General features: G+C 71.6%; 19 protein-coding genes. 5 read left to right on the forward strand and 14 right to left on the reverse strand.

Annotation, left to right across the window (positions count from 1 at the left end):
• Window positions 1-166 precede the first annotated feature (166 nt).
• Entirely contained in the window at window positions 167-1,195 is a 1,029-nt protein-coding gene (locus tag ACLBWP_RS15515; protein ID WP_447655840.1) for a TerC family protein, read from the forward strand.
• Between the two features lie 187 nt (window positions 1,196-1,382).
• Here the strand turns inward: ACLBWP_RS15515 and ACLBWP_RS15520 are convergent, their stop codons facing one another.
• The 7 genes from ACLBWP_RS15520 to ACLBWP_RS15550 form a co-directional block, all read right to left on the reverse strand.
• Complete coding sequence (locus tag ACLBWP_RS15520) at window positions 1,383-5,108, reverse strand: AAA family ATPase (protein WP_447655841.1); 3,726 nt, start codon at window positions 5,106-5,108, stop codon at window positions 1,383-1,385.
• Window positions 5,109-5,179: 71 nt separating this feature from the next.
• A complete protein-coding gene (gene mutM / locus ACLBWP_RS15525) occupies window positions 5,180-6,145 on the reverse strand; it encodes a bifunctional DNA-formamidopyrimidine glycosylase/DNA-(apurinic or apyrimidinic site) lyase (protein WP_447655842.1) in 966 nt (321 codons plus the stop codon).
• A 3-nt stretch (window positions 6,146-6,148) separates the two neighbouring features.
• Window positions 6,149-6,904 carry a ribonuclease III gene (rnc, locus tag ACLBWP_RS15530; protein ID WP_447655843.1) on the reverse strand — a complete coding sequence of 252 codons (756 nt, stop codon included), beginning with the start codon at window positions 6,902-6,904 and terminating at the stop codon, window positions 6,149-6,151.
• Window positions 6,905-6,916: 12 nt separating this feature from the next.
• Window positions 6,917-7,120 (reverse strand): 50S ribosomal protein L32, encoded by a 204-nt coding sequence (gene rpmF, locus ACLBWP_RS15535; protein WP_056126067.1) that lies wholly within the window; start codon window positions 7,118-7,120, stop codon window positions 6,917-6,919.
• A 27-nt stretch (window positions 7,121-7,147) separates the two neighbouring features.
• On the reverse strand, window positions 7,148-7,690 hold the full coding sequence (locus ACLBWP_RS15540) for a YceD family protein (protein WP_447655844.1): 543 nt from the start codon (window positions 7,688-7,690) through the stop codon (window positions 7,148-7,150).
• A 60-nt stretch (window positions 7,691-7,750) separates the two neighbouring features.
• Window positions 7,751-8,242 (reverse strand): pantetheine-phosphate adenylyltransferase, encoded by a 492-nt coding sequence (gene coaD, locus ACLBWP_RS15545; RefSeq protein ID WP_243561908.1) that lies wholly within the window; start codon window positions 8,240-8,242, stop codon window positions 7,751-7,753.
• Between the two features lie 28 nt (window positions 8,243-8,270).
• On the reverse strand, window positions 8,271-10,490 hold the full coding sequence (locus ACLBWP_RS15550) for an ATP-dependent DNA helicase RecG (RefSeq protein WP_447655869.1): 2,220 nt from the start codon (window positions 10,488-10,490) through the stop codon (window positions 8,271-8,273).
• 194 nt (window positions 10,491-10,684) lie between these two features.
• On the opposite strand from ACLBWP_RS15550, the gene ACLBWP_RS15555 reads away from it, so the two are divergent.
• Window positions 10,685-11,248 (forward strand): RsmD family RNA methyltransferase, encoded by a 564-nt coding sequence (locus ACLBWP_RS15555; RefSeq protein ID WP_447655845.1) that lies wholly within the window; start codon window positions 10,685-10,687, stop codon window positions 11,246-11,248.
• An 83-nt stretch (window positions 11,249-11,331) separates the two neighbouring features.
• Here ACLBWP_RS15555 and thiL read toward each other — a convergent pair whose 3' ends face one another.
• Window positions 11,332-12,345, reverse strand: coding sequence for a thiamine-phosphate kinase (thiL, locus tag ACLBWP_RS15560; protein ID WP_447655846.1), 1,014 nt, complete (start codon window positions 12,343-12,345; stop codon window positions 11,332-11,334).
• Window positions 12,346-12,369: 24 nt separating this feature from the next.
• Here thiL and ACLBWP_RS15565 point away from each other — a divergent pair, with 24 nt between their 5' ends.
• Window positions 12,370-12,846: a DUF3515 family protein gene (locus ACLBWP_RS15565; protein WP_243561905.1), complete on the forward strand. Its 477-nt coding sequence runs from the start codon at window positions 12,370-12,372 to the stop codon at window positions 12,844-12,846.
• A gap of 227 nt (window positions 12,847-13,073) precedes the next feature.
• On the opposite strand, the gene ACLBWP_RS15570 is transcribed toward ACLBWP_RS15565, so the two are convergent.
• The 6 genes from ACLBWP_RS15570 to leuC all read right to left on the reverse strand — a co-directional run bounded on the left by ACLBWP_RS15570 (window position 13,074) and on the right by leuC (window position 19,552).
• The gene (locus ACLBWP_RS15570) at window positions 13,074-14,171 is read right to left on the reverse strand and encodes a D-alanine--D-alanine ligase family protein (RefSeq protein WP_447655847.1); all 1,098 of its coding nucleotides are present in this window, start codon (window positions 14,169-14,171) and stop codon (window positions 13,074-13,076) included.
• 29 nt (window positions 14,172-14,200) lie between these two features.
• A complete protein-coding gene (locus tag ACLBWP_RS15575; RefSeq protein WP_243562122.1) occupies window positions 14,201-15,214 on the reverse strand; it encodes an NAD(P)H-dependent glycerol-3-phosphate dehydrogenase in 1,014 nt (337 codons plus the stop codon).
• A 106-nt stretch (window positions 15,215-15,320) separates the two neighbouring features.
• Entirely contained in the window at window positions 15,321-16,154 is an 834-nt protein-coding gene (locus ACLBWP_RS15580) for a lysophospholipid acyltransferase family protein (protein ID WP_243561903.1), read from the reverse strand.
• 1 nt (window position 16,155) lies between these two features.
• Entirely contained in the window at window positions 16,156-17,523 is a 1,368-nt protein-coding gene (gene murA / locus ACLBWP_RS15585; RefSeq protein WP_243561902.1) for a UDP-N-acetylglucosamine 1-carboxyvinyltransferase, read from the reverse strand.
• Window positions 17,523-18,119: a 3-isopropylmalate dehydratase small subunit gene (gene leuD / locus ACLBWP_RS15590; RefSeq protein ID WP_447655848.1), complete on the reverse strand. Its 597-nt coding sequence runs from the start codon at window positions 18,117-18,119 to the stop codon at window positions 17,523-17,525. Before leuD ends, murA begins: the two co-directional genes overlap by 1 nt.
• Window positions 18,119-19,552 (reverse strand): 3-isopropylmalate dehydratase large subunit, encoded by a 1,434-nt coding sequence (leuC, locus tag ACLBWP_RS15595; protein ID WP_243561900.1) that lies wholly within the window; start codon window positions 19,550-19,552, stop codon window positions 18,119-18,121. The genes leuD and leuC overlap by 1 nt, the downstream gene beginning before the upstream one ends.
• A 120-nt stretch (window positions 19,553-19,672) precedes the next feature.
• Between leuC and ACLBWP_RS15600 the strand changes: the two genes are divergently transcribed.
• A complete protein-coding gene (locus ACLBWP_RS15600) occupies window positions 19,673-20,740 on the forward strand; it encodes an FUSC family protein (protein ID WP_447655849.1) in 1,068 nt (355 codons plus the stop codon).
• A 67-nt stretch (window positions 20,741-20,807) separates the two neighbouring features.
• Window positions 20,808-22,364: an MFS transporter gene (locus ACLBWP_RS15605; protein WP_447655850.1), complete on the forward strand. Its 1,557-nt coding sequence runs from the start codon at window positions 20,808-20,810 to the stop codon at window positions 22,362-22,364.
• The last annotated feature ends 215 nt before the right edge of the window (window positions 22,365-22,579 follow it).

The following is a 22,579-nucleotide window of genomic DNA, read 5'->3' on the forward strand; positions in this document are numbered from 1 at the left end:
AGGGGAGTATTCCCTCTCGGTGACCCCGTCAGTACGGCCCGGAACGACCCGGACCCGGGGCGCCGGTCGTGGCCAGCACATCGTGCGGACCGCGGCGGAAGAGACCTTCAGGCCTCGGCGTACCCGCGTGGAGCACACGCACCGCCCTGAACCTGAAGGAAATCCGTTGGACGTCCCCCTGTACGTGTGGCTCCTGACCATCGCCGGCATCCTGGCGCTGCTGGTCTTCGACTTCTACTCCCACGTGCGCACGCCGCACGTGCCCCACATCCGCGAATCCGCGTTCTGGTCCGTCGTCTACATCGCCCTGGCGATCGTCTTCGGCATCGGGATCCTGGTGTTCGGTGGCGGCCAGGCCGGTGGTGAGTACTTCGCTGGCTGGTTGACCGAGAAGGCCCTGTCGATCGACAACCTGTTCGTGTTCCTGATCATCATGTCGAGCTTCGCGGTGCCGAAGGAGTTCCAGCAGAAGGTCCTGCTGGTCGGCGTCGCGATCGCGCTCGTCGCCCGCGGTGTGTTCATCGCCCTCGGCGTCACGATCATCGAGAACTTCTCGTGGGTGTTCTACCTGTTCGGCATCCTGCTGTTCTGGCTCGCCTGGTCGCAGGCCAAGGGCGGCGGGCACGACGAGACCGAGGGTGACTCGCGGCTCATCCGGATCCTCAAGCGCATCATCCCGACCTCGGACCACTACGACGGCGACCGCCTGACCACGAAGATCGACGGCAAGCGCCTGTTCACCCCGATGCTGCTGGTCATGGTCGCGATCGGCCTGACCGACGTGCTGTTCGCGCTCGACTCGATCCCCGCGATCTTCGGTCTGACGCAGGACGCCTTCATCGTGTTCACCGCGAACGCGTTCTCGCTGCTGGGTCTGCGTCAGCTGTACTTCCTGATCGCCGGGCTGCTGGAGCGCCTGATCTACCTTGGGCAGGGCCTGGCCGTCATCCTGGCGTTCATCGGTGTGAAGCTCGTCTTCCACGCCATGCACGTCAACGAGCTGCCATTCATCAACGGCGGCGAGCACATCGAGTGGGCGCCGGAGATCCCGATCTGGTTCTCGCTCGGCTTCATCCTGCTGACGATCGCCGTCGCGACCGTCGCCTCGCTGGTCGTCTCCAAGAAGCGCCAGGAGCGCGGGCTCACCCCCACCGGCTCCCAGCGCACCGTCCAGGCCGAGGCCGACGCGAAGTAGCCGCGACTTATCCGTCGACGGGAGGCGCGGTGCCAGCTGGCACCGCGCCTCCCGTCCGTCTGCTGCCGCGGTCGGGCCCGCCGGCCGCGCGCCGAGACTCGGCCCTGCGGACATCCTGCGGGTCGCGCAGGGTCGAAACTGTCCGCCAGACCGAGACTCGGCGCCGCCCCCGCGGCCGCCGCCGCCGTCAGGCCGCGTCGGCGGGCTCGGGCTCGCGGCGCTGCACGCGCTGCCCGACGACCGCGGAGACGCCGTCCTGGCGCATCGACACCCCGTACAGCGCGTCCGCGATCTCCATCGTGCGCTTCTGGTGCGTGATGACGATGAGCTGTGAGGTCTCGCGGAGCCGCTCGAACACCGTCAGCAGCCGACCGAGGTTGGCGTCGTCGAGCGCTGCCTCGACCTCGTCCATGATGTAGAACGGCGACGGCCGGGCGGTGAAGATCGCCACGAGCAACGCCACCGCCGCCAGGGACCGCTCGCCGCCGGACAGCAGCGTCAGCCGGTCGATCTTCTTGCCGGCGGGCCGGACCTGCACGTCGATGCCCGTCGCCAGCAGGTTCGTCGGGTCCGTCAGCGTGATCGACCCCGAGCCGCCCGGGAACAGGATCGGGAACACCTCGTCGAAGGCGTCCCGGGTGTCGTTGAACGCGGACTCGAAGATCGTCTGCATCTTCTGGTCGAGCTCGTCGATGATGGTCATCAGGTCGGTGCGGGTCTTCTGCAGGTCCTCCAGCTGCTCCGTCAGGAACGCGTGCCGCTGCTCGAGCGCCTGGAACTCCTCGAGCGCCAGGGGGTTCACCTTGCCGAGCTGCCCGAGGTCGCGCTCGGCGGCCTTGAGGCGTCGTTCCTGCTCCTGTCGGTCGTACGGCACGGTCGCCACGTCGGCGGGGTCGACGTCGTCCGTCGCGTCGAACTCGGGCAGCGCCGGGCCGCCGGGCAGGGTGGACTCGACGGCGAGTTCCGGCAGATCCTCGTCGACGCCATCTGCGTCGAGGTCGTCAGCCACCGCATCGGCCGCCGCCTCGGCGCCGGACTGCATCGCCGCCGCGGCCCGCTCGGCATCCCGGTGCCGCCGTGCCAGGACCCTCGGGTCGATGAGCACGTCGACGGGCACCGGCACGTGGGGGCCGTACTCCGCCACCAGGACGGCCTCGACCAGCCCGAGCTCGCTCTGCGCACGGTCGAGCACGCCGGACACGTGCAGCTTCTTCTCGTAGATCTCCATCTCGAGCGAGTGCACACCGTCGGTGATCGACTGCAGCCGGTCCCGCAGCTCGCGTTCCTCGTTGCGGATCGTCTGCAGCTCGGTGTTGCGCCGGGACCGCTCGGACTCGGCGGTGGCGAGCTGCACCCGGGCGTCCGCGAGCGACCGGTCGACGGCGCCCAGCACCGCCGGCAGGTCGGCCAGCACGCTCTCGGCTGTCGCGATCTGCGCCCGCCGGATCACCGCGAGCCGCGCGGCCTCCTCGGCCGCAGCACGCTCGGCCTCGAGCTGCCGGTCCAGCTGGTCGGCGCGGGTCCGCTCAGACCGTGCCCGCTCGCGCACGGTCTCGACCTGGATGCGCTGCTCGATCTCGGCGGCGCGCGCCTGCTCCAGCGCGTCGAGCAACGCCGGCCGCGCCGAGGCGTCGACCGTCGGACGTGGTCCGGCAGCGTGTGCGTCACGCGCCTGTTCAGCGGTGGCCAGCTGCGCGTCGGCGGCCTCGACGGCACCGTCCGTCTCGGCCAGGGCCGCGCGCAGGCGCGCCACCTCGGCCGCGGCGTTCTCCGCCCCCGCCCGCACGCTCGCGCTGCGCCGGTCGTACTCCGCTGCCGCCGCCGCCGACGCGCGGCTGGCACGGTCGGCGTCGTCCGCCTGGCGTCGAGCCTCGTCCGTCGCGGTGCGCGCAGCCTGGAGGCTCGTGGCCGCGTCCTCGGCATCGCTGCGGATCGCGTCGCGCCGGGCCACCGCATCGTCGCGCTCGGCCACCAGCTCGATGCGGGACGTGGTCCGTTCACCACCGCCGGTCACGCGGACGGCCCGCACCAGGTCACCGGAGCGGGTCACGACCGTCGCCTGCGGCGCCGCGGCGAGCACCGCGTCGAGGTCGACGTCGTCTGTCTCGGCGATGAAGGTGTCGGCCAACACCGCGGACAACGCCGGCGGCCCGGACACCAGGTCGAGCGCGCGACGGACGCCTTCGGGGACGGGCGTGTCCGTCCTCGACGCTCCGGCATCCGCGACCACCACGTCGATGCGCCCGATGTCGGCGGCGCGGGCGTGGGCGACGGCGTCGAGCGCGACAGCTCGGTCGTCCGCCAGGACCGCGTCGGCCAGGCCGTCCAGGGCCGTGGCGATCGCGCTCTCCCACCCGGGCGTCACCGTGAGCTGGTCGGCCAGGCGACCGGTGATCCCGGCACGCCCGGCATCGATGAGCGCCTGCGAACCGTCGCGCACGTCGATCGACATGCCGAGCGCAGCGACCCGGGCGTCGAGGGCGTCGCGTTCACGCTCGAGGGTGTGCAGTCGGTCGCGCGCGGCGTCCCGTGCGGTCTGCGCCTGTTCGAGCCGCGCGCGGGCGGCCTCGAGCGCGCGCTGGAGTGCTTCGGGGTCGGCGTCGACGGACGGGTCCCGTCCGACCTCGGCCAGCGCGGCCTGTGCGGCACGGGCACGGTCTGTCGCCTCGGTCAGCGCGCGTTCACGACGCTCGCGGTCGGCGACGGCGGATCCGCGCCGCGACCGGGCGACCTCCACCGCGCTGGCGAGTCGTTGCGCGTCGAGGTCGTGCTGGGACACCTGCGCTGCCTGGGCTGCGATCTGCTCGTCGAGCGCGTCGAGCTCGGCACGGGCGCGCTGCACCGCCTGGGCGGCGGCAGTCTGGTCCCCGGCCATCGCCGTGGCCCTGGCGTCGAGGCGCTCGGCCTCGTCCCGCACACCCGCGACCTGTTCGGCGGTGACGGTCGGGCCCTGCTGCGGGGCGTCGGCCTGCTGCGCCAGGAACATCAGCCGCTGGTTCGCCAGGCTCGACAGGCCGCGCAGGCGTTCCTGGACGCTCTCGAGCCGGTGCACCACGGTGCGGGCCCGGTCGACGTCGTCGCCGACCATGCTCTGCTCGACGTGCTGCTGGCGCGCCCGGGTCTGGTCGAGCCGCTCGGTCAGGACGATGCGCTCGGACTTCCGGCCGGCCTCGACCTCCTGGTGCTCGTGGAGTTCGCGGCGCAGGCGGACCACGTCGTCGGCCAGGATGCGGGCCTTGGCGTCACGGGCGACCGCGGCGACCGACTGGGCCTTGCGCGCCACCTCGGCCTGCCGCCCCAGCGGCTTCAGCTGGCGGCGGATCTCCCCCGCCAGGTCGGACAACCGGGTCAGGTTGGTCTGCATCGCCTCGAGCTTGCGGAGCGTCTTCTCCTTGCGCCGGCGGTGCTTGAGGATCCCCGCGGCCTCTTCGATGAAGCCGCGGCGGTCCTCCGGGGTGGCGTGCAGGACCTTGTCGAGCTGCCCCTGCCCGACGATCACGTGCATCTCGCGACCGAGACCGGTGTCGCTCAGCAGTTCCTGCACGTCGAGCAGACGGCAGTTCTCACCGTTGATGGCGTACTCGCTGCCCCCGTTGCGGAACAGGGTGCGCGCGATCGTCACCTCGCTGTAGTCGATCGGCAGCAGCCCGTCGGTGTTGTCGATCGTCAGCATCACCTGCGCCCGACCGAGCGGACCGCGGGTCGAGGTGCCAGCGAAGATGACGTCCTCCATCTTGCCGCCGCGCAGGGTCTTCGCGCCCTGCTCCCCCATCACCCAGGCCAGGGCGTCGACGACGTTGGACTTGCCCGAGCCGTTCGGGCCGACGATGCACGTGACACCGGGCTCGAATGCGAACGTCGTCGGCTGCGCGAAGGACTTGAACCCCTTGATGGTCAGGCTCTTCAAGTACATGCGGTCTCCGGTGGTCCGGTGGTGCTCCGGGTGGCTCGTGGCTCGCTGTTCGGGCGGTGCTGGGCGTCAGGCTAGCGCGTGCGGAGGCGCGGGCTGGGTTGGCACACGGGGCAACGGTGGCTGGAGCGGTTCATGAAGGCCTCGCGGACGATCGTGGTGCCGCACCGGGGGCACGGCTTGCCCTGCTGCCCGTAGACGTTCAGGCGCTGCGAGAAGTACCCGGACTGCCCGTTCACGTTGACGTACTGCGCGTCGAAGCTCGTGCCGCCGTCCTCGAGGGCCCGTCGCAGCACGCTCCGCACCTCGTCGAGCAACAGCTGCACGGTCGCCCGGGGCAGGCGGTCGGCGGGGCGGTCATGGTGGAGCTTCGCCGCCCACAGGGACTCGTCCGCGTAGATGTTGCCGATACCGCTGATGACGCCCTGGTCGAGCAGCACGCGCTTGATGCCGCTCGAGCGCTTCCGGGCCATCTGGACGAACCGGGCGTCGTCGAAGGCGGCGTCCAGCGGGTCGCGGGCGATGTGCGACACCTGGCCGGGGATGCGTCGTCGCCACGCGGCGTCGGGCTGCTGCAGGTCGACGCCCCCCGCTGATCCGGCCGGAGCGCCGTCGACGGTCGGCACCATGCGGTCGATCGCCATCGAGCCGAACGTCCGCTGGTCGACGAACTCCAGCTCGACCGGCGACTCCGGGAAGCCGTCGCGGGTGGTGCCCGCAGGCTGGACCTGCAGCAGGATCCGACGATGCCTGGCGGCCGGTCGATCGCGGCCGAGCAGGATCTGACCGCTCATGCCGAGGTGCGCGACCAGGGCCTCGGGTCCGTCGGCAGCGTCGTCGAGCGGCATCCACAGGAACTTGCCACGGCGGACGGCCGCCTGGATCGTGCGCCCGGTCAACCGGTGCGCGAAGTCCTCGCCGGGGCCGTCGTGCCGGGTCAGGGCTCGCTCGTCGACGACCTGGACCGCCGTGATGCGGGCGCCGCTGACGGCGGGTTCGAGGCCGGCGCGGACGACCTCGACCTCGGGGAGTTCCGGCACGCCCTAGGCCTCGGCGGGCAGGACGGCCGGGGTGTCGATCGTGCGGCCGGACAGGCGCGTCCACGAGTCGAGCGCGGCGGCCATCTCGGCGGTCTTCTTGCTGGTGCCCGAGCCGGTCGCGATGTCCTCGCCCTGCAGCACGACGGTCGCGTGGAAGACCTTGTCGTGGTCAGGGCCCTCTTCGGTCACGCGGTAGGCGGGGTTGCCGAGGGAGAGCGACGAAGCCAGTTCCTGCAGGCTGGTCTTCGGGTCCATCGCGGCACCGAAGCGGTCCGGGTCGATGAGCAGCGGCTGCACGAGCCGCAGGACGAGCGCGGTGGCGTCGTCGGGACCGGCGGACAGGTAGGTCGCACCGATGACGGCTTCGACGGTGTCGGCCAGGATCGAGGACTTGTCGCGGCCGCCGGTGAGCTCTTCGCCCTTGCCCAGGCGGACGTAGGCGCCCAGGCCGATCAGTCGGGCGATCTCGGCCAGCGCGACCGTCGACACCAGGCTCGCCCGGCGCTTGGCCAGGTCGCCCTCGTCGAGGTGCGGGAAGTCGCGGTAGAGCTTCACCGTGACGGCCTGGCCGAGGATGGAGTCCCCGAGGAACTCCAGGCGTTCGTTGTGCCCGATCCCGCCGTGCTCGTACGCGAACGAGCGGTGGGTCAGGGCGAGCTGCAGCAGCTCAGGGTCGACCTGCACGCCCAGCAGGGCCTGCAGACGAACGACGTCCGACCCCACGGGGTTGGACCCCGCGGAACCGGACGTCGCCTTCATGCGTGTCGTCACTCAGACGTCGGCGACCTTGCGGCCCTTGTACTCCATGTACAGGGGGGTGCCGGCCGAGTCCTCGACGACCTTCGCGCGGTGCGGGAGGCTGTAGGTGACCTGACCGTTCTCGATCGTCTTCACGAGCTGGACCGGCGCGGCCTTCCACTGCGAACGACGGGCGTGCGTGTTGGCACGGGATTGCTTGCGCTTGGGAACGGCCATGGTGGTTCTCTTTCGGTTGGTCGGTGGTCAGTCGGTGGAGGTGCGGTCGGTCTCGTCGAACGTGAGTCCGTCGAGCGCGGCCCAGCGGAGATCGGTCGGCGCGGACGCCGGGCGATCACCCAGATCTGCCAGTCGCTCACCCGTCACCGGGTCGAGTCCTGGGCAGTCCGGTCGGCAGACCGGCTGGAACGGCAGCGACAGCACCACCGCGTCTCGAACGACCGGTTCACAATCCACGTGGTCTTCGTGAACATGGAAGTCGAAATCCTCCGAGGGATCATACGCGAACAGCTCGGCGAAATCGACCTCGACGGGCTCGGCGATGTCGATCAGGCAGCGCGAGCACTGCCCGGTGGCCTCGGCCGAGGCGTGCCCGGACACGAGCACCCCTTCGTGGAGCCCCTCGAGCCGGAGCTCGATGTGCATCTCCGCGCCTTCCTGGACCGCGACGACACCGGCACCGAGGGCTTCGGGGACGGTGATGTCGAGCGTGTGCTCGCGCATCTCGCCCGGGCGGTGCGCGAGGTCACGCACGCGCAGGGCGTAGGGGCTGTTCACGGGGGAAGACACGATCGACCATCCTAGCGCGGACCAGAGCAGACGTCGAGGAGCGGCGTGGCGCGCGCGTCGTCAGCCCAGGCGCCGACGGAGCGCCTCGCCGACCACCGCGGGCACGTACGGCGTGACGTCGCCGCCCAGGCTGGCGACCTGGCGGATGAGCGAACTCGACACGTGGGCCCGTGCGGCGTCGGGCAGCAGGAACACCGTCTCGACGTTCGCCAGGTGCCGGTTCATGATCGCCATCGGGGTCTCGTAGGCGACGTCCTCGCCGGAGCGCACGCCCTTCACCAGGACCGAGGCCCCGACCTGGCGGCAGTAGTCGACGAGCAGCCCAGCCGTCCACTCCCCGACCCGGATGTTCTCCGGTGCACCGACCTCGGCCAGGGACTCCTCGATGAGCCGGACGCGGTCGACGGCGTCGAACATCGCGGTCTTCTTGTCGGGGTTGTGCACCACGAGCACGTGGACCTCGTCGAACAGCCCGGCCGCGCGCCCGATCACGTCGAGGTGCCCCAGGGTCACGGGGTCGAAGGAGCCGGGGACCACCGCGATCTGCGTCATGGCAGCGACGATACCGAACCGGGCTCTGCTAGTTCTTGCCGAGGAACGCGGCGTCCGACTCGTCGAGGCGCCGGGCCAGCGCGGCGCGGAGCTCCGGCTGGTCCTGGAGGCCCGGGTCGCGTTCCAGTAGCCGCTCGGCTTCCTCGCGTGCGTCCATGATCAGGTCGGCGTCGCGGACGACGCGCAGCAGGTTGAGCGAGGACCGCCCACCGGACTGCCGCTCGCCCAGCACGTCGCCCTCACGCCGGAGCTCGAGGTCGACCCGGGCGAGTTCGAAGCCGTCGTCCGAGGCGGCCACCGCGTCGACACGCTCGCGCGAGGTGGTGTCGGCCTCGGCGGTGGTCACGAGCAGGCACACGCCCGGCCACTGGCCACGGCCGATGCGGCCGCGCAGCTGGTGCAGCTGCGAGACCCCGAAGCGGTCGGCGTCGAGGATCGCCATCATCGACGCGTTCGGCACGTCCACGCCGACCTCGATCACGGTCGTCGCGACCAGGACGTCGACGTCGCCGGCCGCGAACGCCGTCATCACGCGGTCCTTCTCGTCGCCGGACATCCGGCCGTGCAGGACCTCGATCCGGCGCCCCTGCAGCACGGGCATCGTGCGCATGCGGTCCGAGGTGGCCAGCACGGTCGCCGGCGCGCGTTTCGGTGCCTCGTCGTCGCCGTCGGGAGCCTCCTGCTCGCGGACCAGCGCAGGGCCGTCGTCCTCGGCGTGCGCTTCGTCGATCGCGGGACAGACCACGAAGGCCTGCCGTCCCGTGCCGAGTTCCTCGGCCATCCGCGTCCAGATGCGGGGCTCCCACCCGGGGTGCTCGGCGAGGCCGACCGCGTGGGTCTCGACACCGGCGCGTCCGGACGGCATGCCCGCGATGGTGGAGACGTCGAGGTCGCCGAACACGGTCATGGCCACCGTGCGCGGGATCGGCGTCGCCGTGAGCACCAGCACGTGCGGCGGGGTCTGCCCCTTCGTGCGCAGGGCCTCGCGCTGTTCGACCCCGAACCGGTGCTGCTCGTCGACGACCACCAGCCCGAGTTCGGCGAAGTCGACCCGGTCGCCCAGCAGCGCGTGCGTGCCGACGACCAACCGCGACCCGCCGGAGGCAGCGGCCAGCAACGCGCGCCGTCGTTCGTCGGTGGACTGCGAGCCGGTCAGGATGACGGGACGGAGCTCGGCCGCCAGGTCGGGGCCCAGGAACTTCACGATCGACCGCAGGTGCTGCGCGGCGAGGACCTCGGTCGGCGCGATGAGCGCGGACTGCCCGCCGGACTCGGCCACGGTGAGCATCGCCCGGATCGCCACCAGGGTCTTGCCCGAGCCGACCTCGCCCTGCACCAGCCGGTGCATCGGCCACGACCCGGCCAGGTCGTGCGCGATCTCGGCCCCGACGCTCTGCTGGTCGTCGGTCAGGGTGAAGGGCAGCATGGCGTCGAACCGTTCGAGGATGCCGCCGGGTGACGCGGTGCGCGACGTCGAGGCGGTGGCACGGGCCGCGATCCGCCGCTGGACCAGTGCGGTCTGCAGCACGAACGCCTCGCGGTACCGCAGTGCGTCCTGGGCACGCTTGAAGTCGGCGACCTTCTCGGGGCGGTGCAGCAGCTCGAGCGCGCGACGGAACGGCACCAGGCCCAGCCGTGTGCGCACCGAGGACGGGATCGGGTCGGCGATGTCCGGCAGGGTGTCGAGCACGACGGCCATGGCCTTGGCGATCTGCCACGAGGACAGCGAGGCCGTCGCCGGGTAGATCGGGATCGGCTGCTGCGAGAACCGGATCGCCTCGTCCGACTCGGGGTCGGCCGCGGCCCGGGGGTCGTCGTCGTCGAAGAGCTCGTAGTCGGGGTGCGCCAGCTGCCGGGCGCCGCGGTAGTCGCCGACCTTGCCGGCGAAGATGCCGCGGGCACCCACCACCAGGTCCTTCGTGCGCCAGCCCTGGTTGAAGAACGTCAGCGTCAGCAGGCCCTTGCCGTCGCCGATCTTGGCTTCGAGGATCGAGCCGCGCCGCTGCCGCATCGTGCGTTCTCGGACGTCGACCACCTCGGCCACGATGGTCACCGACTCGCCGATCGCCAGGGAGTCGAGCGCGGTGAGTGCCCCGCGCTCGGCGTACCGCCGGGGCGCGTGCTCGAGGAACTCCCCCACCGTGCGGTGACCGAAGGCCTTCTCGACGGCCTTCGCGGTCCGACCGCCCAGCACCGTGGCCAGCCGGGTGTCGAGCGGAGCTGGGCCCCACTCGGTCCGAGCGGGCACCGCGGCGCCAGCGACCCCGTCGGGGGTGTCGGAGGGCGCGTCCGCCGGTGCGGCGGCTCTGGAGGTGACCACACGGCAACGGTACCCGTCACGGCCGACGTGCCCCGAGCCTCCCGGCCGGCCTGTGGAGAACGCTGTCCGGCGGCCCTGTGGACAACTCCGGTGGGACCGCCTGCGGCCGCTACGGTTGCAGCATGACCCGCATCATCGCCGGCGCCGCCGGCTCCCTGACGCTCCGGGTGCCGAAGTCGGGCACCCGCCCGACCAGCGACCGCGTGCGCGAGGCACTGTTCTCGTCGCTCGACGCCCGCGGGCTGGTGGACGACACCTCGGTGGCGGACCTGTACGCGGGGACCGGGGCGCTCGGGCTCGAAGCGGCGTCGCGCGGCGCGGTCGAGGTCGTGCTGGTCGACCGCGCTCCGGCAGCGGCGGCCGTCTGTCGTGAGAACGCGCGTGCCGTGCAACAGCGCGTCAAGGGCGTGCGGATCGACGTGTACCCGCAGCCGGTGCTCGGCTACCTGCGCGGCACGGTGCGCACCTTCGACCTGGTGTTCATCGACCCGCCGTACGACGTCCCCGAGACCGAGCTCACCGAGGTGCTCGCGACCCTCGCGCCGAAGCTGACGCCGGACGCCGTGGTCGTCGTCGAGCGCAGCAAACGGTCCCCGGAGCCGACCTGGCCCGCGGGCCTGGCGCCGTTCAGCAAGCGCAGCTACGGCGAGACCGTGGCGTGGGAAGCCGTGGCGTCCGAGGCCTGAGCGCCCGAGCCCGCAGCACCTGCGGTGCACGCAGCGCACGCGGCGCCCGCGGCTCCCGCGGCGTTCGACCCGGCGTGGCGCCCTCAGCCCGCAGCGCCGTCCCAGTCGGCGTAGGGGTCCCACCCCGTCGTCGGCACGGGTCGGTCCCCGAGCAGGACGTCGGTGGCGCCACGCTGCACCACCACGCCCAGCCGCCGGAAGCCGCTCGGCAGGGCGACGTCCGCGGGGAACGTCGCGAGCAGTCCGTGGTCCTCGCCGCCGTGCAGCGCGACGTCGTCCTGCACCGCGTCGGCGTCGAGCGCCAGGGTGACGTCACTCGCACGCGCCAGACGGCCGCCGTCGATGGCGAGTCCGTCGGACAGGTCGAGCATCGCCGTCGCGCCGACCCGTGCGGCACCCGCCCCGCCGTCGATCGGCGGCACCGGGCGACGCTGCCGTGCCACGGTCGGGTCAGCATCCAGGTCGTTCACCCGCACCGCCTCGGCGGACGGCACCCCGGAGGCGTCGACCCCGAAGCGGAACAACCGCCCGAGCCCACGCGCCGCCTCGCCGAGTTCACCCGCGACCGCCAGCACGTCCCCGACGCGAGCACCCGAGCGGAGCACCGGCGCCCGGCCCTGCAGGTCGCCGAACGCGGTCACCGCCAGGGTGAACGCCGACGACGTCGACAGGTCACCGCCGACGACACCGCACCCGGGAGCGAGTGCGTCGACCGCCAGACGGAACCCGTCCGCGATGCCCTCGAGCACGGCCACGGGGGTGTCCTGCGGTGCGGCGATCGCGACGACGAGTCCGGTCGGCACCGCCCCCATCGCCGCGACGTCGGACAGGTTCGTCGCGGCCGCCTTCCAGCCGACGTCCTCGGGCGTCGACCACGCCCACCGGAAGTCCGGCCCGTGCACCATCATGTCGGTCGTGACGACGAAGCGTCCGTCGGGCGCCGCGACCACGGCGCAGTCGTCCCCGGGGCCCACGATCGGCGCCCCGGACGGCAGCCGCGCGGTCACGCGGTCGAGCACGACCAACTCCCCGAGCTCCCCCACCGTCGGCCCCGTCCAGGCGTCCACCGGTCCGGTCCGTTCGTCCGTCGCGTCCACACGAGAACGGTAGCCTGGACACCGATGTCCGCCGCACGCCGCACCCTCGTCGCCCTGGGCGTGACCGTCCTGGTCGCCGCCGCGCTGACCGGGTGCACGAACGCCGTCGCGATGACCGCCGCCCCGTCCGCGAACGCCGCCGCGTGCGCCACCGCCCAGGTCCGCCTGCCGGACACCGTGGACACGAAGTACGCCCTGCGCAACACGAACGCCCAGGCGACCGCCGCGTGGGGCGACCCGTCGGCGGCGCTGTACCGCTGCGGGGTCGCCGTGCCGACGGTCTCCGACCTGCCGTGCTTCACGAAGGGCACGGTGGACTGGATCCGCGACGACGAGGGCAAGCGGATCGTCTACACGACGTTCGGCCGTGACCCGGCGGTGCAGGTCGTCATCGACTCGACCAAGACCACCGACCAGGTGCTGCAGGACATCGGCACGGCCGTCGCGTCCCTGCCGAAGGACGGTCACCGGTGCCTCGACCCGTCCGACGTCAACGGCTGACGCACCAGCTTCCGCCACGGGCCCGGCCAGCCGGCTTTCCGACCGGGCACGACACCCCGCTCAGCTCCGCCGAGTGGTCACGATCCGTCGGTCACCAGCGAGCGAACCGACGGATGCTGACCGGTCGACGCACACCGCACGGGGTGTCGCGACCACCCACCGGACATGAGGCGCAACAAGAGGCGCGACAGCCGACACGCACCCAGCCACAGGCGCGCGCGGTGCGGTCAGCGGACCGCGGCGTGTCCCAGCTCGATGAGCTCGGTCACGAGCTCCGGGTAGCTGACGCCGGACGCGGCCCAGCAACGGGGGTACATCGAGAACGGGGTGAAGCCCGGCATCGTGTTGACCTCGTTCACGACGAAGCCGTCGTCGGTCAGGAAGCAGTCGACGCGGGCGAGCCCGGAGCCGCCGATCGCCTCGAACGCGCGAGCACCGATCGAGCGGATCACGTCGGTCTCCGCCGCGGTCAGAGGTGCCGGGCACAGCAGCTGCTCGTCCCCACCCAGGTACTTGGCCGCGAAGTCGTAGAAGCCGTCCTCGGCCACGACGATCTCGCCGGGCAGGCTGGTGCGCGGCACGCCGTCGCGGCCCTCGAGCACCGCGACCTCGACCTCGCGGCCGACCACGCGGGGCTCGACGATCACCTTGGTGTCGTGCTCGAACGCCAGGTGCATCGCGGCGGCCAGTTCGTCCGAACCGTCGACGCGCGAGACGCCCATGCTCGAGCCGGCGCGGGCGGGCTTGACGAAGAGCGGCCACCCGTGCGCGGCGATCGTCTCGGCGACACCGAGCTCGTCGGCGATCCACTCGCGGCGCAGCACGGTGGTCCACGGGGCGACGCGCAGGCCGGCGTGCTCGAGCACGGCCTTGGCGACGTGCTTGTCCATCGCCAGCGCGCTCGCGAGCACCCCGTCGCCGACGTAGGGCAGCCCGGCGGTCTCGAGCATGCCCTGGACGGTGCCGTCCTCGCCGAACGGTCCGTGCAGGATCGGGAAGACGATGTCGACGGGGACCGTGGTCGTGGAGCCGTCGGGGTGTTCGACGGTCAGCGCGCGGGGTTCGGCAGCGGACGGGAACCGCACGCGCGTGCCGTTGTCCGGCACGACGGGGAGCTGCTGGCCGACCAGGGCCCACCGGGCGGGGTCGTCGGGCTGCAGCGTGAACGCGCCGTCCTTCGTGATGCCGACCGGCACGAGGTCGTACGCGCCGCGGTCGACGGCGTCCATGATGCCGCCCGCGGTGACGCAGCTGATCTCGTGCTCGCTCGACCGGCCGCCGAACAGCACGACGACGACGGTGGTGGCGGGGGCGTTCTCGCTCATGGGCGCTCCAGTCCGGGTGGTCGGACCGGTCACTCGCCCTGGGGCTCGTCGGTCTCGGTGAGGTGCGGCGCGATGTTGCGCGGATCGAGCCTACCGGCGAGGACCTCGGCCACCTGCCCCACGATGGGCATGTCGACGCCGTTCGCCGCGGCGAGTGCCAGGATCGGTGCGACCGATGCGAGTCCCTCGGCGGTCTGGTTCATCTGCCGCACGACCTCGTCGAAGCGGTACCCCTGGCCGAGCAGCCGACCCGCGGTGTTGTTCCGCGACAGCGGCGACTGGCACGTCGCGATGAGGTCGCCCAGGCCCGCGAGCCCGGACAGCGTCGACGGCTGCGCGCCGAGCGACACCGCGAACTCGGTCATCTCGGCCAGTCCGCGGGTGATGATCGACGCCTTGGTGTTCTCGCCGTAGCCGACCCCGTCGACGATGCCGATCGCGACGGCGATCAGGTTCTTCAGGACCCCGCCGAACTCGGTGCCGATGACGTCGGTGTTGATGAACGACCGGAAGTAGGGGTTCGTCGCCACGGCGGCCACCGCGCTGGCGGTGTCCGCGCTCGTCGACGACACGACGGCCGCGGTGGGCTGGCGGCGGGCGATCTCGAGCGCCAGGTTCGGGCCGCTCGCGACGGCGATGCGGTCCTGGTCGATCCCCAGGCCCTCGAGCAGCACCTCGCTCATGCGCAGGCCCGTGGCCTTCTCGACGCCCTTCATCAGGCTGACGACGGGCACACCGGCGGGCAGCAGCTCGCGGATCGCGGCGAGGTTCGAGCGCAGGGTCTGCGACGGCACCGAGACGTAGACCTGTTCGGCGCCGTCGAGCACCGCGGCCAGCGACGTCGACGCCGTCAGGGTCCGGGGCAGGTTGATGCCCGGCAGGTACTCGGAGTTGCGCTTGGTCTCGGTGATCTCGCGCGCTACCTCGGGCCGGCGGGCCCAGACGACGGTGGAGGCGCCGCCCTCGGCCAGGACCTTCGCGAACGTGGTCCCCCAGCTGCCGGCGCCAATGACGGCGACACGGGGCTTGTCCGTGGACTGCATGACCACGCGGATCGCCGCGGTGTCGACGGCGCCGCGGGCAGCGGCGGTCGGGTCCGGGTGGTCGTCGTGCGGTCGGAGGCCGGACACGCCGGTCCGGTCGGCTGCGTCACTCAAACCTGCCGGTCTCCTTCTGGTTGTTCGCGGTCGGGTCCCAGCGCACCGCTGGCGCCCGTTCGCCACGCAGCTGTTCGACGAGCGCGGTGATCTCGGCCATCAGCTTGTCGGTGACCTCGTTGAGCAGCTTGGCGTCGAGTGGACGACCCCGGTACGCGGAGAGGTCCATCGGCGTGCCGAACACGACGTCGACGTGGGCGCGACGGAACAGGTTGAGCTTCTTGGAGTACCGCGGCATGATCCGCTGCGTGCCCCAGTGGGCCATCGGGATGAGCGGGACGTCGTTCTCGAGCGCGATCCGGGCCGCTCCGGTCTTGCCGCGCATCGGCCACAGGTCCGGGTCGCGCGTCAGGGTGCCCTCGGGGTAGACGATCACCGCGCCGCCCTGCTCGACCAGGCTGCGTCCACCGCCCAGCGGATCGTTGAGCCGGGTGCGTCCCGAGCGTTCGACGGGGATCTGCCCCATACCGGTCATCAGCTTGCCGACCACGGGCACGCGGAAGATCGAGGCCTTGGCCAGGAAGCGCGGCAGGCGCCGACTGACCCACACGGCCGTGCCGACGACCAGCGGGTCGATGTTCGTGTAGTGGTTCGGTGCCACCACGAACGCGCCGTGCTCGGGCAACCGGTTCGGGCCGTGCCAGCGGTACGCCGACACCCACCGGAACAGCGGGATGACGGCGACCGCCGTGATGCGGAAGGCGACGTTGGGTTCGCCGCGCTTCCACCGGCGGCCGGGGTTCGGCAGCCCGGTGGTCACCACGTCGAGGTCGCCACGCACCGGGCGCGCGGCATCGTCCGGCGTCGCGCCGTGGTCGGTGGCCACGTCAGCCTGCGAAGTCGAAGTCCGCGCCGAGCTTCCGCAGCTTCGGGATGAAGTGCTCGTACCCGCGGCTGATGATGCCGACGTTGGTGATGTGCGACTCGCCCTCGGCGGTCAGCGCCGCGATGAGGTGGCTGAACCCGCCACGCAGGTCGGGCACGCGCACGTTCGCGCCGTGCAGCTTGGTCGGACCGGTGACGACGGCGGCCTGCTCGAACGGACGACGCGCGACGCGGCGGTCGTGCCCGGGCAGTCCCTCCTTGTGCACGACGATGTCGGCACCCATCTCGTTCAGGGCGTCGGTGAAGCCGAAACGGTTCTCGTAGACGGTCTCGTGCACGACGCTGCGGCCCTCGGCCTGGGTCAGGGCGACGACGAGCGGCTGCTGCCAGTCGGTCATGAAGCCGGGGTGCACGTCGGTCTCGATGACGACGGGCTTCAGGACGTCGAGCTCGCGGTAGAACCGGATGCCGTCCTCTTGGATGTCGAACCCGCCGCCGACCTTGCGGAAGACGTTGAGGAACGTCATGAGCTCCTGCTGCTTCGCGCCCTCGACGAAGATGTCGCCGTTGGTCGCGAGTGCTGCGGAGGCCCAGCTGGCTGCCTCGTTGCGGTCGTTGATCGCCCGGTGCGTGTAGCCGCGGAGCGTCTTGACGCCCTCGATGAAGATCGTGCGGTTCGGCTCGACCGTGATGATCGCGCCCATCTTCTGCAGGATCGCGATGAGGTCCATGATCTCGGGCTCGATCGCGGCGTTGCGCAGCTCGGTCACGCCCTCGGCCAGGGTCGAGGACAGCAGGACCTGCTCGGTCGCACCCACACTCGGGTAGGGCAGCTCGATGTTGGCGCCCTTGAGGCCGTTCGGGGCCGTGATGTGGATGCCGTTGATCTGCTTGTCGACGACGGCACCCATGGCGCGCAGGGCGTCGAGGTGGAAGTCGATCGGGCGGTCACCGATGCGGCAGCCACCGAGGTCGGGGATGAAGGCCTCGCCGAGCTTGTGCAGCAGCGGGCCGCAGAACAGGATCGGGATGCGGCTCGAGCCGGCGTGGGCGTCGATCTCGGCGAAGTGCGCCGACTCGACGTTCGACGGGTCGAGGATGAGCTCGCCTCGTGCAGGATCGGTGATGCGCACACCGTGCACCTCGAGCAGCGCGCGGACGACCTTGACGTCGGAGATGTCCGGCACGTCCTTGAGGATCGACGGGGTGTCGCCCAGGAGCGATGCGACCATCGCCTTCGTCGCGAGGTTCTTCGCGCCGCGGACCTCGATGCGTCCGACCAGCGGCTTGCCACCGCGGATGACGATCTCGTCTGACTTGAGTCCCACGCGTGCCCCTGCTGCTGCTGCGTCCTGTACGAGAGAGTTCACTACTTCACCGGCAATGTTTTCGGCCGCCAAGTTGCCCGGCGGGATTCGAACTCCGTGATCGAGGTCTCGTCACGGAGGGTGAGCCCGATGTCGTCGAGCCCTTCCATCAACCGCCAACGAGTGTAAGCGTCGATCTCGAAAGCCACGTCCACATCGCCCAGCGACACGCGCTGGGTACCGAGGTCCACGGTCGCCTGGATGCCCGGGGACGCCTCGATCGCCGCCCAGAGCCGTTCGACGTCCGGTTCGGTGACCATCGCGGTGACCAGGCCCTGCTTGCCCGCGTTGCCCTTGAAGATGTCGGCGAACTTCGGCGACACGACCACTCGGAACCCGAAGTCGCGGAGCGCCCACACGGCGTGCTCGCGGGACGAGCCGGTGCCGAAGTCCGGCCCGGCGACGAGCACCTGGGCGCCCTGGTACTCGGGCTGGTTCAGCACGAACGCCGGGTCCTGGCGCCAGCCGGAGAACAGCGCGTCCTCGAACCCGGTCTTCGTCACGCGCTTCAGGTACACGGCGGGGATGATCTGGTCGGTGTCGACGTTCGAGCGCTTGAGCGGCGCGGCGATCCCGGTGACCGTGGTGATCTTGTCCATCAGTGCGCTCCCTCGAGGACGGCTTCGTCGTGTGTCAGGTCCCACGGGCTGGACAGCGTGCCGCGCACGGCGGTCGCGGCGGCCACGAGCGGGGACACCAGGTGGGTGCGGCCGCCCTTGCCCTGGCGGCCCTCGAAGTTGCGGTTCGAGGTCGAGGCGCAGCGCTCCCCCGGCGCGAGCTGGTCGGGGTTCATCCCGAGGCACATCGAGCAGCCGGCGAACCGCCACTCGGCGCCGAAGTCGGTGAACACCTTGTCGAGCCCCTCGGCCTCGGCCTCGAGCCGGACACGGGCGGACCCGGGCACCACCATCACGCGCACCCCCTCGGCCTTGGTGCGGCCCTTGATGACCGAGGCGAAGGCCCGCAGGTCCTCGATGCGCGAGTTCGTGCACGACCCCATGAACACCGCGTCGACGGCGATGTCCTTCATCGGCGTGCCGGCCTGGATGTCCATGTACTCCAGCGCCCGCTCGGCCGCGGCGCGGTCGTTGGGGTCGGCGTAGTCGGCGGGCGAGGGCACCGTCTGCGACAGCGACACACCCTGACCGGGGTTGGTGCCCCAGGTGACGAAGGGCTCGAGCGTGTCGGCGTCGATGAAGACCTCGGCGTCGAAGACCGCGTCGTCGTCGGTGGCCAGGGTGTCCCAGTACGCCACGGCCTGGTCCCAGTCGGCACCGGTGGGCGCGTGGTCTCGGCCCTGCACGTAGTCGTACGTGGTCTGGTCGGGGGCGACCATGCCGGCGCGGGCACCGGCCTCGATCGACATGTTGCAGATCGTCATGCGCCCCTCCATCGAGAGCGCACGGATCGCCGAGCCGCGGTACTCGAGCACGTAGCCCTGCCCACCGCCGGTGCCGATCTGGGCGATGACCGCGAGGATGACGTCCTTCGCGGTCACCCCGTCGCGCAGGGTGCCCTCGACCGTGACGGCCATGGTCTTGAAGGGCTTGAGCGGCAGCGTCTGCGTGGCGAGCACGTGCTCGACCTCGCTCGTGCCGATGCCGAACGCCATCGCCCCGAACGCCCCGTGGGTGGAGGTGTGCGAGTCCCCGCAAACGACCGTGATGCCCGGCATGGTCAGTCCGAGTTGCGGCCCGACGACGTGCACGATGCCCTGCTCCTTGTCACCCAGAGAGTGCAGCCGCACGCCGAACTCAGCGCAGTTGCGGCGCAGGGTCTCGATCTGGGTGCGGCTGGTCGGGTCGGCGATGGGCCGGTCGATGGCCAGGGTCGGGGTGTTGTGGTCCTCGGTCGCGATGGTCAGGTCCAGCCGGCGCACCGGCCGCCCTGCCTGCCGCAGGCCGTCGAACGCCTGCGGGCTCGTCACCTCGTGCACGAGGTGCAGGTCGATGTACAGGAGGTCGGGGTTGCCGTCCTCACCCTTGACCACGACGTGGTCGTCCCACACCTTCTCGGCGAGCGTCCTGCCCATGACGGTCCTGCCCTTCTTCGCGTCCGACGATGCTAGCACCGTTGGTATACCAACGACGGACCGGCGTGGAGGCTCGACCGACGTTCGCCGACAGGTGTCGCGGTGGGAGGATGGTCGGGTATGCCGACACCCCCGCACTCCCTGCGCACCGTCAACCTCGAGGGCGCCGCGCGCGCCGCCGTCGCCGGCGGCGTCCCGCTCGCGCTGCTCGTCGCGCTCGGCATGCCCGGGTACGCGGCCTTCGCGATGTTCGCCGGCTTCACCGCGATCTTCGGCCAGACCGAGCCGTACCGGCAGCGGGCCGTCACGACGGGCGTCGCCGGCGCCCTGCAGACCCTGTGCATGTTCGCAGGGATCGCCGTCTCGATGGCCGGCGCCGCGCTCTGGCTGCAGGCGGTCGGACTCGTCGTCGTGCTGGTGGTCGCCGTCGGCACCCTCAGTGCGCTGCGCACGATCCCCGCGCAACCGATCTTCCCGACCTTCGCGTTCGTCGTGTCGGCACTCGTGCCCCTGCGGCCGGCCGACCTGCCCGTCGTGACCGCGATCGTACTGGGCTCGGTGATGTGGGCCTGGCTCGTCGCGATGTCCGGCGCCGTCGTCCGGCGGGTCGGCCACCCCCGAGCGCCACACCGGTTCCGCCCGCTCGCCGAACCCAAGCAGCGGTCCCTGGCCGTGCTGCGCACCCCGGCACTGTGGGAGACCGTGGCACTCAACGTCGTCGGAGCGCTCGTCGCGGGGGCGATCGCCGAGGTCCTCCCCGGGCTCGGCCACCCGTACTGGGCCGTCATCGCCGTGGTGTCGACCTTGCCTGCGCTCCGCCAGCGCCACACCGTTGTTCGTGCCCTGCAGCGCTTCGTCGGCACGATCGGCGGCACCGTCATCGCCGTGGGGATCCTGCTGCTCGAGCCGGGCCTGTGGTGGATCGTGGTGATCGCGGTCGTCGGGCAGTTCTTCGCCGAGGTCTTCGTCGCGCGGAACTACGCCGTCAGCCTGCTGTTCCTGACCCCGCTCGCGCTCGCCGTGTCGTGGCTCAGCGTGCCCGAGGCGCCCGAGCTGCTGGCACTCGACCGCGTCGCGCAGACCACCCTGGGCGCCCTGGTCAGCGTGGCGCTCCTGGCCGTCGGACGCGCCATCGAACGCCGTCGTGGACGGGCCCTCGGAGCGACGAGCACGATCCGCACCGTCTGATCGGGGGACAGCGGACCGCCCCCTCGCTGCGGACCGGCGGGACGGGCGAGCCTAGCGTGGGAGCGTCATGAGCGCCGATCACCGCAAACCCGTCGAGCCGGACCAGCCTCCCACCGTCCAGCACCACGCCGCGCACCACGCGGCCGCCACCGCGACCCCGCGTCCGCCCGAGCAGCCGACGTCGCCACCGCCGGCCGACGACGCACCGGACCCGAACCGCTGGAAGGCGCTCGTCATCTGTCTGCTCGGTGGTGGCATCGTGCTGCTCGACGTCTCGATCGTGAACGTCGCGCTGCAGTCGATCTCCGCCGGCCTGCCCGGGGCCACCCCCGAGGCCGTGCAGTGGATCCTGTCCGGGTACGCCCTGTCCTTCGGGCTGCTGCTGGTCCCCGGCGGTCGGCTTGGTGACGCCTCGGGGCGCCGTCGGATGTTCGTCATCGGCGTCGGGCTGTTCACCGTCGCCAGCGCCCTGTGCGGGTTCGCCCCGAACGGCCTGGTGCTCGTCATCGCCCGCCTGGTGCAGGGACTCGCAGGCGGTCTGCTCACCCCGCAGGTCACCGCGCTCATCCAGCAGCTCTTCCGCGGCAAGGAGCGTGGCACCGCGTTCGGGCTCTTCGGCGCGACGGTCGGCATCGCGACCGCGATCGGCCCGCTGATCGGCGGCCTGCTGATCACCGCGTTCGGCAGCGAGAACGGGTGGCGCTTCGTCTTCTTCGTGAACCTGCCCGTGGGGCTGGTCACGATCCTCCTGGCCTTCCGCTACCTGCCCGCAGCGGCGTCGTCGGAGCGCGGCAAGCAGCACGACTTCGACCCGGTGGGCATCGCCCTGCTCGGTGCGGCCGTCGTGGCGCTGCTGCTGCCGTTCGTGCAGTCCGAGGTGTGGAAGAGCGGCACGAAGTGGTGGCTCGTGGTCGTCGCCGTGGTGCTCGCCGTGGCGTTCGTGCTGTGGGAGCGCCGGTACGCGCGGACCAAGGAACCGGTGATCGACCTCGGGCTGTTCCGCCGCCGGTCCTTCTCGCTCGGAGTGGGACTGGCCACGCTGTACTTCGCCGGCTTCACCCCGCTGTTCTTCGTGCTGACCCTGACCCTGCAGTCCGGGCTGCACTACTCGGCGCTGCTGGCCGGTGCGACGAGTGTGCCGTTCGCGGTCGGCTCGGGCATCGCGTCGACCATCGGCGGGCGGATCGTGCACCGGTTCGGCCGACAGCTCATCGTGATCGGCACGATCCTGGTGCTGATCGGCCTGGGCGCCGTGGTGTGGGTGGTGTCGAACCACTACGGTCCCGACCTGGGCTGGTGGCTCATCGCACCGCTGCTGGTCGCCGGCATCGGGTCCGGGCTGACGATCTCGCCGAACCAGACCCTCACCCTGTCCGAGGTGCCCGTCGAACAGGGCGGCTCGGCGGGCGGGCTGATCCAGGTCGGCGCCCGCGTCGGCTCGGCGATCGGGATCGCGGCCGTCGGCAGCGTGTTCTACTCGGCACTCGCCAGCTCGAACGGTGACCACACGACCGGGCTGCCGCTCGGGCTCGGCGTGTCGCTGGCGTTCGTCGCGGCGGCCCTCGTCGCGGGGATCGTCGACGTCGTGGTCGGACGCGTGCACGGCACCCAGGCCACGGTCTGACCGGCACCCCGCGGCTCGCCCGCCCCCGCCCCCGCGGCTGACTCGGAACGACATCGCCGACGTCGTACGACATCGATCGTGTCGTCCCGCTGGCGGCCTGCCGCCGGGGCGACACTGCCGCTGTCGTACGACAGCGGCAGTGTCGCTCTGGGCGCGACCACCCGCCAGACAGGAGGCCCGGTGCCAGCTGGCACCGGGCCTCCCGTCCGGCGGTT

Source organism: Microbacterium sp. M1A1_1b (assembly GCF_053345565.1).

Excerpts from the sequence above, each read along its gene's own strand:
- rpmF (WP_056126067.1), bottom strand. The coding sequence starts at position 7,120 with ATGGCCGTTCCCAAGCGCAAGCAATCCCGTGCCAACACGCACGCCCGT.
- ACLBWP_RS15555 (WP_447655845.1), top strand. The coding sequence starts at position 10,685 with ATGACCCGCATCATCGCCGGCGCCGCCGGCTCCCTGACGCTCCGGGTG.
- ACLBWP_RS15565 (WP_243561905.1), top strand. The coding sequence starts at position 12,370 with ATGTCCGCCGCACGCCGCACCCTCGTCGCCCTGGGCGTGACCGTCCTG.
- coaD (WP_243561908.1), bottom strand. The coding sequence starts at position 8,242 with ATGACGCAGATCGCGGTGGTCCCCGGCTCCTTCGACCCCGTGACCCTG.
- ACLBWP_RS15520 (WP_447655841.1), bottom strand. The coding sequence starts at position 5,108 with ATGTACTTGAAGAGCCTGACCATCAAGGGGTTCAAGTCCTTCGCGCAG.
- leuC (WP_243561900.1), bottom strand. The coding sequence starts at position 19,552 with ATGGGCAGGACGCTCGCCGAGAAGGTGTGGGACGACCACGTCGTGGTC.
- ACLBWP_RS15570 (WP_447655847.1), bottom strand. The coding sequence starts at position 14,171 with ATGAGCGAGAACGCCCCCGCCACCACCGTCGTCGTCGTGCTGTTCGGC.
- ACLBWP_RS15600 (WP_447655849.1), top strand. The coding sequence starts at position 19,673 with ATGCCGACACCCCCGCACTCCCTGCGCACCGTCAACCTCGAGGGCGCC.
- ACLBWP_RS15575 (WP_243562122.1), bottom strand. The coding sequence starts at position 15,214 with ATGCAGTCCACGGACAAGCCCCGTGTCGCCGTCATTGGCGCCGGCAGC.
- rnc (WP_447655843.1), bottom strand. The coding sequence starts at position 6,904 with ATGAAGGCGACGTCCGGTTCCGCGGGGTCCAACCCCGTGGGGTCGGAC.
- ACLBWP_RS15605 (WP_447655850.1), top strand. The coding sequence starts at position 20,808 with ATGAGCGCCGATCACCGCAAACCCGTCGAGCCGGACCAGCCTCCCACC.
- leuD (WP_447655848.1), bottom strand. The coding sequence starts at position 18,119 with ATGGACAAGATCACCACGGTCACCGGGATCGCCGCGCCGCTCAAGCGC.